The sequence below is a fragment of the Pontibacter rugosus genome (assembly GCF_042678745.1).
Classification (GTDB): Bacteria; Bacteroidota; Bacteroidia; order Cytophagales; family Hymenobacteraceae; genus Pontibacter; species Pontibacter rugosus.
This window is the reverse complement of the sequence record NZ_JBHTLD010000151.1, coordinates 1-12,785: the sequence shown is the minus strand read 5'-3', so window position 1 is coordinate 12,785 and position 12,785 is coordinate 1. Positions and strand designations below refer to the sequence as shown.

Sequence of the window (12,785 nt, the reverse complement as noted above, 5' to 3'; positions counted from 1 at the left end):
GCCGCTGACAAAATCAGCGGCCTCTCCTTTTATACTTGATGTCTTTTACCCTCCAAACTGCTCCAGGTAAGCCTGATAGTAATTTCTTACTTTATACTTCTTAAGCAGTATTTTAGGCTCATCCATACTTTCAGGGGTTAGCTCTTTGCGCTGCAATAGATTCAGAATAGCTTGCTGCTCGTCTTCAGCACCAGCTATGTCTTCGTAATCCACCATAAAAAGCGGTGAAAGCGACAGCTGGTTTTTCTGTACCCGTACATACTTTACAGCTATTAGCTTTTCAAGCGCCTGCTCCACCTCCTGCAGTGTTGGCACATCTCCATCAGCAGCATCCATCATCAAAAGCATGTTTTGTAATGAGGCTCCTCCTTCACCGCCTGTAGCCAGCAGCAGGGCCTCTAGAAGCTGCGCATCTGTTTCTTGCCAAGTTAGATTATATTTAGCCATTATCTAATTTACTCTTTTTTAAATTCTAAATCGCCAAAAGGAATATCCCACATACACTTGAAGTGGCCTTTCGGGCATTTGCTGTAGCCGATTTTGGAGCAGGGGCGGCAACTGAGGCCATGTACCTCCAGCACTTTATACTTTGTCCGGAAGGGATACATGCCAAACTCCGGTATCGTATTGCCCCACACGCTGATAATATCTTTCTGGAAAGCAGCCGCGATATGCATCAGCCCTGTATCATGGCTTACCACCTTCTCTGCTTGCCTTACCAACGAAGCCGATCCGTTGAGGTTATACTTGCCACAAGCATTGAAAATAAGGGGTTGCACTTTGTCTGTTGCTTTATCAGATAGAAAATGCGCAGCTATTTCTTCTCCTACAGCGGTATCTTCTTTGCCTCCTAAAAGTACAACAGGCTGCTGCAGTTGCTCACATAATTCTATAATACGGGACGTAGGTAAGCGCTTGGTAAAGTGTTGCGCGCCAATAGCAAAAGCCACATAACCGTTCTGAAAGCCATCAGGCAAAGTATACAGGTCCACCTCGTCCGGGGCAGGTATAAAGTACTCTAATCCTTTGCCATCGTCTTGCACACCAAGGGCAGCAGCGGCATCCAGGTAGCGCTGCACAATGTGCACGTCAGGCAGCTTATTTCGCTTAAAGTTCACCATCAGCCACTTCTCATAGTTCAGCTTGTCGAAGCTGCGGTTCGGTTTCCCCAGCCTGGTTTTGATGATGCGTGTGCGCAGGTTGTTATGTAAATCTACGATGTAATCAAAGTTCTCCGCTTTCAGTTTGTCCACCAACTTGTTCAGACTGTCTTCCAGCACATGCACCTTATCCACGTGCGGGTTGTGCTGCAGTATACTTTGAAAAGCTTTTTTAGTGCAATAGTGCACCTCCGCTCCCGGCAACTGCTCTCTTATGCAGCGGATCACCGGCGTCGTCAGCACGATGTCGCCTATAGATGAAAAACGAAGTATGAGAATTTTTGGCATGTTATACTTTCGAATGCTCTGTTTAACCCACCCCTGCCCCTCCAAAGGGGACTTAGACTTAAGGAAGTCCCCCTTTGAAGGGGGCAGAGGGATGATTACATTTATGAGTAAGGTTTAACTTTAGGCGTAATCCCTACTTCTATACTTAATTTATCTTCTCCTTTCGCTTCCTAAAATACGTCTCCACTTCCTCCGCAGACTTCGTATTGAAGGTCATCTCTTTTGTGAGTCCTCCTTTGCGGCCCATCAATACGCCATACTTCATATCGGCATAACCATTAGTGTGGTGGGCATCGGGATTTATACTTAGCATCACACCTTTTTCGAGCGCATACTGCACATAGCGCCAGTCTAAGTCGAGGCGCCATGGATTTGAGTTGATTTCGATAATCACGTTGTTAGAGGCACAAGCATCAATCATCATCTTGTGGTTAATCGGATAGCCTTCGCGGCGCAGCAGCAGGCGGCCTGTCGGGTGGCCGAGCATAGTAGTATAAGGGTTTTCGATAGCGGTGATAAGCCGTGTGGTAGCTTTCTGCTCATCCATATTCAGGCTGCTGTGGATGCTGGCTACTACAAAGTCAAATGTTTTCAGGATGTCTTCTTCATAATCCAAAGAACCATCACCCAGAATATCTGATTCAATGCCTTTGAATATCTTGAACGGAGCGAGCTTTTTGTTCAGCTCGTCGATCTCCTTTTGCTGGCGCAGCACATCCCCTTCGCGCAAACCACCTGCGTATGATGCTGTCTTGCTGTGGTCGGAAATGCCCAAATACTCATAGCCTTCGTCGCGCAGGAAAGTAGCCATTTGCTCCAGCGTATGCGCCCCATCAGAGTAAGTGCTGTGGTTGTGCAGGCTGCCTTTCAGGTCGGTTAATTCCAGTAGCGTTGGCAGCTTATTTTCTAAGGCTAGTTGCAGCTCATTGGTACCTTCGCGTAGCTCCGGTGCGATGTAAGCCATTCCCGCTGATTTATAGATGTCAGCTTCAGAAGTATACTCCTGCTCACGCACTACCGTCAGCAGGTTGGTTGTACTGGTAAAGGGCTGCGCCAGGTGCGCCAGAGCAGCAGAGTGCAGCAATATCTCATTGGCAAAGCGTGCTTTGGGCACCAGCTTTACCTCTACAGGCAAGCCAACTTCACTATGGCTGCCTCGCCACGCCAAAGGTCCGGAGGCTTTTTCGTTCTCTTCCAGCTCAGGTATACCTTGCAGCGCCTGCTGTGCCTGCGCTGGGGTATCCGTGGCAAGTATAAACTGCAGCGTTTCTACAATCTCCAGGCGGCGGCGCACAGCACCCACCAACTCTACCTCAGCATCCGGAACAGCTGCTTTTATACTTACAAGTAAATTTTCCGCACTGGCCTCTGCCTCTGCATACAGTAGTTTTCCACGGTTCTGCTGGGTAAAGAGCAGCGCCTGTTTGATGTTCTCCTGGGTTTTAGCACCAAAGCCTTTCAGCTTGCTTACCTTATCCTGCTCACAGGCCTCCAGCAGCTCTTCTACTGTTTCGGCACCAAGTTCTTTCCAGAGGTTGCGTACTTTCTTAGGGCCAATCCCTTTAATGCGGAGCATTTCCACTACACCCTGTGGCGTTACCTCCAGCATCTGGTCCAGTTCTTCAAAAGAACCTTTTTCGTTTATCTCTATAATTTTAGCAGCTATGCTTTTGCCTACGCCCTGTATGCTTTCTAACTGCGCCTGGCTTAGCTGCTCCAGGGGTTCCTCCACAAGCTCCAGTGCTCCTACAGCATTTGTATAAGAGCGGATTTTGAATGGGTTCTCATCATGCAACTCCATCAGTTCAGCAGCCAGCTTAAACTGTTTTATGATCTTCTTATTTTCCAAAGCCTGAATCGTTCTGTGTTCTACAAAGATAGAAAAAGCGGCCGAACCTTGGCAGCTACCTCCTGCCCTTTCTACACGCACATGTCTCTGCTATGGAAGAGTTACGTATAACAGACTTCATCATTCTACTTCGCCTGTTGCACAAATAGTTACATTAGCATATTTATATATCACGGCATATTTACCTATCTTAGCATATAAATTTTTACCTTATACTATGAAATACGCTTCGTTGCTTTGCCTGCTGTGCCTCACTTTTATGGCAGTAACCTGCAAGAAAAACGACAAGCTGGCCACAGAGCTGGTTGGTAAGACTTGGCTTCATTCTTTTGAGGAAGATGAAGATGGCATCTGGGTCTATCGTCCAAATTCGTTTGATTTTCCGCCCTCACGTGGCCGCACAGGTTTTAGCTTAGAGCCCGGCGGTGTGATAAAACGCTACGAGATTGCCCCGACTGACGGGCTGCAGGAGGAGGAAGGAAGCTGGGAGCAGCTCGAAAAAGACCTTGTGCTGGTACGCATGGCAGAAGGCAGCAACCCTCCGCTGGAGTACCGAATCAAAATTATATCAAGCAGTGATGACTTGCTAAAGGTAAAACGAATAGAAGAATAAGTTGCTGAAACAGGACTTTTGTACCGAATTTCCGCTAGCCGCCATCTCATTATAGTATAAAAAGCTTTTCTCCGAAAAACAATGCTTACCTTAAGCACTCGGTTCTAAAGCCTAATTTATACTTATCTGTAGCCAACTATGCCAAAGCAGACACTACATAGGTTTAAAGCGGGTAATTCTTCTATTCATAACCTAATCTGCTATGTTAACTTACGAGCAACTTCCCTCAGCTAATCGGACCATTGCTGCCATACTACTGCTGGTTGTGTTTATGGCATTGGTTATGGCAGACTTGTTCCTATCCTATTTAGGCGGTTTGGTGCTGGGCTTGCTGCTGGCACAATTTGGTTTAGAAATCAGGATGTTTTACAGACGCAGAAAAACTGTTGCAAAAAATTCTGAATTTGATGTATGACAAATAGGTTCAAAGACTTTTACAAATTGCATGGAAGGCTGTGTTTGGCTGGCTTACAGCTGGTGCTATCCGTCCTGATTTTACTAGGGGTGTTTGATGCTTTTTGGGGCGGCACCATAAGCGGTTTCCTAATGGCTATACTTACAAACGAAGTGCTGCTACACATGCAGTCGCAAAAATCAGAAGCTGCAAACACTAAACCTTTTAAACACGCCTAGCTAGCTATCATGGTTAACCTATTTATCCATGGAATAGGTGTGGCAATGCTGACAACAAACTGTAACAAATACCCTAACATATACTTTTACAAAATGCAATACTGGTTAGTAAAATCCGAACCTGAAACATATTCCTGGGCTCGCCTGGTAAAAGAAGGACGCACCATGTGGGACGGCGTGCGCAACTACCAGGCACGTAACAATATGCAGCAGATGCAACCCGGTGATATGGTTTTGTTTTATCACAGCGTATCAGAAAAAGCGATTGTAGGTATAGCCAAGGTAGACAAAGCTGCTTATCCAGACCCCACAGCCGAGGAGCAGGGGAAGTGGGTAGTAGTAGACCTGGTGCCTTACCGTGACTTTAAAGACCCTGTAACACTACAGCAGGTTAAACAAGACCAACGGCTCCAGGACATTGCGCTTTTACGTCAGTCGCGCCTGTCTGTGATGCCGCTGAAGGCGGAAGAATTTGATATACTGCTGGCTTTAGGCAATTAATACTCAAAAACGGCGGTCGCCAACAACGAATAGCAGCTAATTGCAGTAAAATGCATTAGCTGCTATTTTTATTATTATTCCGCCACAGGATAGCATTAACCTTCTAACCTTATGCCAAAAGCCTGTTACCTGCTCACCCTGCTGTTGTTATGCGTGCTGTTCCCGCTGCTGGCACAACCCCCTGTACAACCCATCAGACTGGAGTTGCCTTTCTTGCCAGAAGACACAGAAGCAGAAGTAATTGCCCTGCCTGACAGTAGCCTGCTCGTGTATCACAAAACAAGCAATACCTGGGAAACAAAAGCCACCTTTCATTTCACAAAGTATGACCATAAGCTGGAGGAGGTATGGTCTGATACCGCTAAGCTAAACCCTGACAGCGACTATATCCGCTATTACACAGAACAGCCCTACACTTACATTGTATACGGCGGTGACAACCTGCAGAAGTATACTTTTCTGCGCCTGCACAACAAAACGGGCAACATCTGGCATAAGCGTTTTGAAATAGAACAAATTGAGGCTATTTATGAGTACAACGTACTCAATGGCAACTACTTCGTTATTGGGCGTAGCAAAAAAGACCAGAAGCCTTTGCTGCTACACCTCACTCCTGCCTCTTCTGAGATAAAAATTTTGCCATCTGTTTACGGTGATCAATCTACTTTTTCTGATTTGCTGGCCGATCCGGAGCAAGGGCGTGTTGATGCCATTCTCACCGAGTCTAACGGGCGTATTTCACGCTTACAGGTTAAGAGTTTTGATGCGCAGGGAGAGCTGCTCAAAAATTACTTCATACTTCAGAAAGATGACAAAAGCCTGCTGAATGCTGAAATAACGCCAGGAGACAGTACACAAAAAATGCTGCTCGGCACTTACGGCACCCGTGACTTACGCTACAACCAGGGTTTCTTTACAGCTCCACTGGCCTCCAGAGTGGTAGAAGGCGAATTTTACAACATGCTGCAGCTGAAGAATTTTTTAAAGTATTTGAAACCTCGCCGCGAAGAGCGCACCCGCAGGCGCGAGGCAGAACGGCTTCGCAGTGGCAGAAGGCCCGGCTATCGCTATCGCCTGCTCCTGCACGATCTTATCACAACACCTACTGGCTATGTGTTAGCGGCAGAAGCGTATTATCCTCAATACAATAACACGAGCTCTGGCAACTTCGGCTTCGACCGTACCTTAAACACCTTTAGGAGAACCCAGCAAGAAGGATACAAGCGCACTCACGCCGTAGTGCTTGGGTTTGATAAGAATGGGATCCTTCTCTGGGATAACACCTTCCCTCTTTCCAATGTAACCACACCAGAACTGACACATGCTGTGGAGCTACAGCGGTTTCCGGACGGGCGGATTATCATGGCTTACCCAGAAGACAACAAAATTATCTACCACCTTATGGAGGAAGACAGATATGATGACGAAGAAACGGAATTGGAGATAAGCACTTACCAGGAAGACGACAAGGTGCAAGACAGCTACCAACCTGGCATCATACGCTGGTACGGCAACCATATGGCAGCCTTCGGTTTTCATCGCGTAAAGCCCAAGAATGGCGACAACAGAATGATATTCTATATTAACAAGATCAGTTTCTGACCCCATTTGCTACCGCTGGCCTCCACCTTGACTTTTACGAAGGCCCAACAGCCAGGAGGCAAGTCTATCACTGCTATCAAGTATAGATAGTGTTGTTTCTGCTACTGCAGATGAACCTGCCCCTTCAAGGAAAGAAATTTTGGCTGCTGCCAATTCACAAGTATAAGTTTCACAGCAAGCGGCGGTATCGCACGGACAGGTCGCGACCTGTCCCTACAAATCCTTTACCTACAAAACTCAGCAAAGGCAGAGGCTATTTAATTGTTTCCAGTCCTTGGGTTGAGCGCCTTGTAGCGTTCCGGTGCCGCGGGAACGGCAGCCGTTAAGCAGGAAGGCTACAGGGCTATGCCCTTATCGAGGGCCCCTACCCCAGCCGTGAGCGCTCCAAAGTATAAAGTGAAATAATAGGCACTTGGGAGCTGAAGGATGAACGGTAGCTAGAAAAGATAGCTTGGCTGAAGATGCATCTGCAGCGGCTATGGAAGTATAACTTATTTCATTGCAAGTATGGCCTAGGTTGTACAAGTGTGGCTTTGAAAGCCTTTGAGTCGTAAACTAAAGACTGAAGACATGCAGCATGGCTAGCTTTAATAACATCAAAAGGCAGCGCTACAACCGCAATGTATTTTACTACACTTCATCACGTTAAATTTTCTAAAACTTTCGCATCTTCACCTGACTTTCTATATTTGCACTTAATTCTTCAGCTATGCAGAAAAGACTCATCGTAAATCAACAGTTGCTCGATATCATGGTGATGCGCCTGTGCCACCAGCTCATCGAAAACCACGGTGATTTCTCTGATTCTGTTATTCTTGGTCTTCAGCCGCGCGGCAAATATGTAGCGCAGCGTATACAAAACACCCTTACTTCTATACTTGGCAAGCAAGTACTAACCGGCCTGCTCGATACCACCTTTCACCGCGACGATTTCCGCCGCCGGGATACTCCGATTGCTGCCAACGCCACTAAGATTGATTTTCTGGTAGAAGGCAAGAAAGTGATTCTGGTGGATGATGTGCTGTATACCGGCCGTTCCGTACGAGCTGCACTAGATGCCATGATTGCTTACGGCCGACCTGCTAACGTAGAACTATTGGTGTTGGTAGACCGCCTGTACACGCGCCACTTGCCTATACAGCCTACTTATGTAGGGCACCAGGTTAACTCACTGCAAAGCCAGCGGGTATTGGTGGAGTGGAAAGACCAGCAAGCCGCAGAAGATGCCATTTGGCTTATTACTAAATCCGACGAATAAATTTCTCACCCATGCAAGAGCTCAGCGTCCGGCACCTGTTAGGCATCAAAGACATTACACCGCAAGATATCCAACTCATTTTTGAGACTGCGGATAACTTTAAAGATGTTATCAATAGGCCTATCAAAAAAGTGCCTTCGCTGCGCGATATTACAATTGCCAACGTTTTTTTCGAAAACTCTACACGCACCCGCCTCTCTTTTGAGCTTGCTGAAAAAAGACTCTCTGCCGATGTGATCAACTTCAGTAGTAGCAGCAGCTCTGTTAAAAAAGGCGAAACCCTGCTGGATACAGTTAACAACATCCTGGCGATGAAGGTGGATATGATCGTAATGCGCCATTCCAGCCCGGGAGCACCGCATTTTCTGAGCAAGCACATTCAGGCCAATATTGTGAATGCCGGAGATGGCACGCATGAGCACCCAACTCAGGCGCTGTTAGACTCTTTCTCAATACGGGAAAAGCTAGGTGAGGTGGCTGGCAAAAAAGTAGTCATCATTGGTGATATCCTGCACTCCAGAGTAGCACTCTCTAATATTTTTGCCCTCCAGAAGCAGGGAGCCGAGGTAATGGTATGCGGCCCAAGCACGTTGCTGCCAAAATTCATTACCCAATTAGGCGTAAAAGTAGAGACCAATGTGCGCAAGGCGCTGGCATGGTGCGATGTGGCAAACGTATTACGTATACAGCTGGAGCGCCAACAGATGAAATACTTTCCTTCGTTGCGGGAGTATACTTTGTACTATGGCATAGATAAAAAGCTATTAGATAGTTTAGATAAAGAGATTGTACTGATGCACCCTGGCCCTATAAACCGTGGTGTAGAGTTAAGTTCAGATGCTGCCGACTCGAACCACTCTATTATACTAAACCAGGTTGAGAATGGTGTAGCCGTAAGAATGGCTGTATTATACCTGCTGGCCCAAAAAGGGTAAATTTCCCAAACACTATATCGCATTCCATAAATTGGACACAATATTAAGGCCTGATTTCAAGAAAACATTCAAAAAGCCGCTCTAGCGGCTTTTTCTTTTTTGGCACAGCGGTTGAATAAGGAAAAACATAACCTTTAACTCCAGCCAACCCATGAAAAAGTTTCTTACTCTAGCGCTAGTTGCCATGGCTATCACAGCAAATACGCAGTCAGCCTTCGCAAATGGCAATCTAACATCAACAGATAAAAATAAAGTAGTAGCCTTACTTGTGCACACAGTAGATCGCAGCACGATTAAGGAACTGCAACTGAACGAAATGCAGTACATACAGCTAAAGGACTTACATGCAAAGTATCTTCAGGATGTGGAGTTAATGAAAGTTAGCTTTATGAACAATACAGCACTGTTAGAAATAAGAAAGCAGGAAACAAATAACCGCTACTATACAGAATTAAGTAATATCCTGACGCCGACACAGGTTGGAAGCTATTTGAGCAAACAAGCTATTGCTTCCGTTAAATAACGAATTTCAAGAACAACATATAGGTTTTAGTTTTAAGTAAAATTGAGTTAGTTATTATTGCATGTAAGGCCTGTTTCTCAGCCGGGGAAACAGGCCTTATCATTTAATAGCCATTAAAAATAAAAACCCCGCTGACATAGCCAGCGGGGTTTTATTAGACAGTTAATTGAAACGCTTATTCAAGGTTCAACTGCATGTCTGGTGTATTCATTTCAAAGCCAACTCTTCTGTTTCGGGCTCTTTGTTGTTCTGTTCTACGGCGTGGAAGACGCTCGTTTACTTTAACAAGTGGTTGTGTTTCGCCATAACCTTTTGTTACCAAACGATCTGGGTTTTGAACACCTTGCTGTACTAAGTAATCTTTTACTGCTTGAGCTCTCTGCTCAGAAAGCGCCTGGTTGTACTCTTCTGAACCAATGTGGTCAGCATGACCTTTGATAAGCAGTACGTGATCCTGGTATTTACCAAGTGCTACTACGATGCTATCAAGCAGTTGCTTGTAAGAATCCTGTACACGTGCTTTGTCAAATTCAAAACGCACTTTCTCCTGGATCAATCTCTGCGTAGCAGCATCTAGTTCAGGGCAGCCGTTTGCTGTACCTGGGCCAGCAGTGTTAGGGCAAGCATCCTGATAGTCAGGAATACCGTCGCCGTCTTTATCAAGACCACAACCATCAGCACCTACTTGCACACCAGCTGGTGTATCAGGGCACTGGTCATCTTTGTCGGCAACACCGTCACCGTCTGCATCAGGGCAACCGTTTGTTGCAGCTGTTCCAGCCTCATCAGGGCACTGGTCGTTTTTGTCAGCAATACCATCACCATCACGGTCAGGGCAGCCATTCAGGTTAGCAACACCAGCTTCAGTAGGGCATTCATCCTGGTAATCAGGCACACCATCACCGTCAGTATCTACTGGGCAACCTTTCTTATCTACCTGTACGCCAGTTGGAGTGTCAGGGCATTCATCTCTTCTGTCAGGCACACCGTCACCGTCAGTATCTTTAGTACTACCTAAGTTAAAGCCTAAGCCTACGTTGTGCTGCAGAAAGCGGTCGTTGTCGCCAATATCAGCACCATCGATTTTATCCTGTCCGATGATCATGTAGTTAGTTTCAACAAACGCACTAACCGCATCAGAGAAACGGAAGCGGATACCAGCACCACCTTTAAGAGCGGTAGTAAAGAATTTATCATCTTCTTGACGCATCTGATCAGCTACTGCATCGGTCTTAGCCCATGCACCACCACCAGCTACTTGCAGGTATGGTCCGATGAAGGCATCTTCTTTCAGGATTGTACCATACAACTTTAACCTTAAAGCCAACATAGCTGTACCCATTTGCGCATCAAAGTTGTTGAAATCATCAACACGCTCTTCTGTGCTACCATAGGTAAAGTGTAAACCTGCATCAAAAGAAGGGCTTAAATAACGGTTCAGGTTCAAACCTCCGCCCCATTCTAGATCGCCGAAGTCTTTGTCACCAGTAATGTCACCCTTGTACTGTAAAGCACTTCCGTATATCTGCAGGTTCGTCTTTTGGTCAGAGCTTTGCGCAAACAGGTTTGTACTTGCTGATAGCAAGAACACCAGCGCAAAAGCGATTTTACAAATTTTCGATAATTGTGTTTGCATAGTTCTACAATGTATATTTTGATATGACAATACGTGCATGTTTCTAAACGAGTTTATTTCTTCCTCAAAAAATAATCTCTCCGCAAGCTTTTCATCGGCTGCAACTGCACGCTGCGTTATAGTGAGAAAAGATTTATCCATAGGCTCATAATTAATCGGTGACAGATAACACACTGGCAGCCACACACTAATTTTGCACTCTTTTCTTTTGCATGGCTAAACTTATACTTCAAACTCTAACCAACGCACAAGGTTGTATTCAGAAAAAAAAATTAGTGCAAAGGCTATAATTTTAGAGTAAGCACAAGAAAAAAGGCTGCCAGCACAGTGCTGGCAGCCTTTCATGATCACATCAAATATAATTTTTTTCTTACCCCTGCATAAGGCGCTCTATCTCGTCGGCTTCCAGTGGTATACTTTGCATCAGGTCTTTGGGTCCGTTCTTCGTGATCAGGATGTCGTTTTCGAGACGTACACCAATATTCTCTTCCCATATATAAATACCCGGCTCGCATGTAAATATCATCCCCTCCTCAAATGGCCGATATTTATTGCCTACATCGTGCACATCCAAACCTAAGTGGTGAGAAGTACCGTGCATAAAGTACTTTTTATAAAGCGGCTTCTCCGGGTCCTGGTTGCGTACATCGCTTTCATTTAACAGGCCAAGCTTAATCAGCTCATTTTCCATAACGGTGCCTACAAACCTGTGGTACTGATCCAAGGTATTGCCCGGCACCAACATTTGTGTGGCAGTTTTCATAACCGTCAGTACCGAATCGTATACTTCGCGCTGCCGTTTTGTAAATTTACCACTTACTGGCACAGTGCGCGTGAGGTCGGCTGCATAGTTAGCATACTCCGCTCCAAAATCCATCAGCACTAAGTCACCCTCTTTGCACTCGCGGCTGTTTTCTACATAATGCAGAATGCAGGCATTTTGGCCAGAGGCGATGATAGGTGCATAAGCAGGGCCTCGAGAGCGGTTGCGCAGAAACTCATGATACAGCTCCGCTTCTATCTCAAACTCCATTACACCCGGCTTTATAAAACCAAGCAATCTTTTAAAAGCTTTTTCGGTGATGTTGCAGGCCTCCTGAACAAGCTCTACCTCTTTTTCAGATTTGATAGCTCGTATCTGGTGCATAATTGGGGCGCTGCGCTCATACTTATGCAATGGGTAGTGCTGCTGCATCCACTTTATAAAACGGGCATCGCGGGTCTCTACCTCCACCACAGCACGCAGGTGCTCGTTTGTATTCAGGTAAACACGCTTTGCTTCAAATAGCAGCGAGTTTAAAATTTGCTCGAATTGGTGTGTCCAGTAAATCGTTTTAATGCCGGATACCTCCTGCGCCTGCTCTTTGGTAAGTTTATAGCCTTCCCAGGTCAGGATGTGGTCGTTAGTTTCGCGCACGAACAGTATTTCCTGCAGGCGCTGCTCTTTGTGGTCCGGGAAAAGGAGAAGTATACTTTCTTCCTGATCTACGCCTGTTAAGTAAAATAAGTCGCTGTTTTGCCGGAACGGCATAGTACCATCGGCATTGGTCGGCATCACATCGTTGGAATGGAAAACAGCAAGGGATGCTGGCTTTAGCTGCTTACAAAAGTTGCGACGGTTGTGCACAAACAGCTCCTGCCCGATAGGATGGTGTTTCATCTAGTTTTATTTCCGTTGGTTTAAACTGATCGCTTTATGCTTAAAAGTAGTATAAAAATACAGTTTCAGCAATTGAAAAATACTATGTCACCTTTAATGCTGCCCTTCAAAAGCATGGTATACACTA

The 12,785-nt window shown here is 45.9% G+C and carries 13 protein-coding genes; 8 read left to right on the top strand and 5 right to left on the bottom strand.

Features of this window, described 5'->3' with window-relative positions; genetic code table 11:
- Positions 1-45: 45 nt before the first annotated feature.
- From ACFQ2O_RS15095 to polX, 3 genes are all read right to left on the bottom strand, one after another.
- A complete protein-coding gene (locus ACFQ2O_RS15095; protein WP_377529278.1) occupies positions 46-447 on the bottom strand; it encodes a hypothetical protein in 402 nt (133 codons plus the stop codon).
- Positions 448-455: 8 nt separating this feature from the next.
- Complete coding sequence (locus ACFQ2O_RS15090) at positions 456-1,448, bottom strand: glycosyltransferase family 9 protein (RefSeq protein WP_377529274.1); 993 nt, start codon at positions 1,446-1,448, stop codon at positions 456-458.
- Between the two features lie 145 nt (positions 1,449-1,593).
- Complete coding sequence (polX, locus tag ACFQ2O_RS15085; protein ID WP_377529270.1) at positions 1,594-3,297, bottom strand: DNA polymerase/3'-5' exonuclease PolX; 1,704 nt, start codon at positions 3,295-3,297, stop codon at positions 1,594-1,596.
- A 217-nt stretch (positions 3,298-3,514) separates the two neighbouring features.
- Between polX and ACFQ2O_RS15080 the strand changes: the two genes are divergently transcribed.
- The 8 genes from ACFQ2O_RS15080 to ACFQ2O_RS15045 all read left to right on the top strand — a co-directional run bounded on the left by ACFQ2O_RS15080 (position 3,515) and on the right by ACFQ2O_RS15045 (position 9,362).
- The gene (locus ACFQ2O_RS15080; RefSeq protein ID WP_377529266.1) at positions 3,515-3,910 is read left to right on the top strand and encodes a hypothetical protein; all 396 of its coding nucleotides are present in this window, start codon (positions 3,515-3,517) and stop codon (positions 3,908-3,910) included.
- 202 nt (positions 3,911-4,112) lie between these two features.
- Positions 4,113-4,325 carry a hypothetical protein gene (locus ACFQ2O_RS15075; protein ID WP_377529263.1) on the top strand — a complete coding sequence of 71 codons (213 nt, stop codon included), beginning with the start codon at positions 4,113-4,115 and terminating at the stop codon, positions 4,323-4,325.
- Positions 4,322-4,543 (top strand): hypothetical protein, encoded by a 222-nt coding sequence (locus tag ACFQ2O_RS15070; protein WP_377529260.1) that lies wholly within the window; start codon positions 4,322-4,324, stop codon positions 4,541-4,543. The genes ACFQ2O_RS15075 and ACFQ2O_RS15070 overlap by 4 nt, the downstream gene beginning before the upstream one ends.
- Positions 4,544-4,636: 93 nt before the next feature.
- The gene (locus tag ACFQ2O_RS15065; protein ID WP_377529257.1) at positions 4,637-5,044 is read left to right on the top strand and encodes an EVE domain-containing protein; all 408 of its coding nucleotides are present in this window, start codon (positions 4,637-4,639) and stop codon (positions 5,042-5,044) included.
- A 111-nt stretch (positions 5,045-5,155) separates the two neighbouring features.
- Positions 5,156-6,646 carry a hypothetical protein gene (locus ACFQ2O_RS15060; RefSeq protein WP_377529252.1) on the top strand — a complete coding sequence of 497 codons (1,491 nt, stop codon included), beginning with the start codon at positions 5,156-5,158 and terminating at the stop codon, positions 6,644-6,646.
- Between the two features lie 709 nt (positions 6,647-7,355).
- On the top strand, positions 7,356-7,904 hold the full coding sequence (gene pyrR, locus ACFQ2O_RS15055; protein WP_377529247.1) for a bifunctional pyr operon transcriptional regulator/uracil phosphoribosyltransferase PyrR: 549 nt from the start codon (positions 7,356-7,358) through the stop codon (positions 7,902-7,904).
- 11 nt (positions 7,905-7,915) lie between these two features.
- Positions 7,916-8,839 carry an aspartate carbamoyltransferase catalytic subunit gene (locus ACFQ2O_RS15050; RefSeq protein ID WP_377529244.1) on the top strand — a complete coding sequence of 308 codons (924 nt, stop codon included), beginning with the start codon at positions 7,916-7,918 and terminating at the stop codon, positions 8,837-8,839.
- A 151-nt stretch (positions 8,840-8,990) separates the two neighbouring features.
- Positions 8,991-9,362 carry a hypothetical protein gene (locus ACFQ2O_RS15045; RefSeq protein WP_377529241.1) on the top strand — a complete coding sequence of 124 codons (372 nt, stop codon included), beginning with the start codon at positions 8,991-8,993 and terminating at the stop codon, positions 9,360-9,362.
- 175 nt (positions 9,363-9,537) lie between these two features.
- On the opposite strand, the gene ACFQ2O_RS15040 is transcribed toward ACFQ2O_RS15045, so the two are convergent.
- Positions 9,538-10,998: an OmpA family protein gene (locus tag ACFQ2O_RS15040; protein ID WP_377529239.1), complete on the bottom strand. Its 1,461-nt coding sequence runs from the start codon at positions 10,996-10,998 to the stop codon at positions 9,538-9,540.
- Positions 10,999-11,368: 370 nt separating this feature from the next.
- Entirely contained in the window at positions 11,369-12,658 is a 1,290-nt protein-coding gene (locus ACFQ2O_RS15035) for an aminopeptidase P N-terminal domain-containing protein (RefSeq protein WP_377529237.1), read from the bottom strand.
- Positions 12,659-12,785: the final 127 nt, after the last annotated feature.

What these genes read in the sequence shown, in the direction of transcription:
- ACFQ2O_RS15095 (WP_377529278.1), bottom strand. Translation starts at nt 447, where the DNA reads ATGGCTAAATATAATCTAACTTGGCAAGAAACAGATGCGCAGCTTCTA.
- ACFQ2O_RS15090 (WP_377529274.1), bottom strand. Translation starts at nt 1,448, where the DNA reads ATGCCAAAAATTCTCATACTTCGTTTTTCATCTATAGGCGACATCGTG.
- ACFQ2O_RS15080 (WP_377529266.1), top strand. Translation starts at nt 3,515, where the DNA reads ATGAAATACGCTTCGTTGCTTTGCCTGCTGTGCCTCACTTTTATGGCA.
- ACFQ2O_RS15075 (WP_377529263.1), top strand. Translation starts at nt 4,113, where the DNA reads ATGTTAACTTACGAGCAACTTCCCTCAGCTAATCGGACCATTGCTGCC.
- ACFQ2O_RS15070 (WP_377529260.1), top strand. Translation starts at nt 4,322, where the DNA reads ATGACAAATAGGTTCAAAGACTTTTACAAATTGCATGGAAGGCTGTGT.
- ACFQ2O_RS15065 (WP_377529257.1), top strand. Translation starts at nt 4,637, where the DNA reads ATGCAATACTGGTTAGTAAAATCCGAACCTGAAACATATTCCTGGGCT.
- ACFQ2O_RS15060 (WP_377529252.1), top strand. Translation starts at nt 5,156, where the DNA reads ATGCCAAAAGCCTGTTACCTGCTCACCCTGCTGTTGTTATGCGTGCTG.
- pyrR (WP_377529247.1), top strand. Translation starts at nt 7,356, where the DNA reads ATGCAGAAAAGACTCATCGTAAATCAACAGTTGCTCGATATCATGGTG.
- ACFQ2O_RS15050 (WP_377529244.1), top strand. Translation starts at nt 7,916, where the DNA reads ATGCAAGAGCTCAGCGTCCGGCACCTGTTAGGCATCAAAGACATTACA.
- ACFQ2O_RS15045 (WP_377529241.1), top strand. Translation starts at nt 8,991, where the DNA reads ATGAAAAAGTTTCTTACTCTAGCGCTAGTTGCCATGGCTATCACAGCA.
- ACFQ2O_RS15040 (WP_377529239.1), bottom strand. Translation starts at nt 10,998, where the DNA reads ATGCAAACACAATTATCGAAAATTTGTAAAATCGCTTTTGCGCTGGTG.
- ACFQ2O_RS15035 (WP_377529237.1), bottom strand. Translation starts at nt 12,658, where the DNA reads ATGAAACACCATCCTATCGGGCAGGAGCTGTTTGTGCACAACCGTCGC.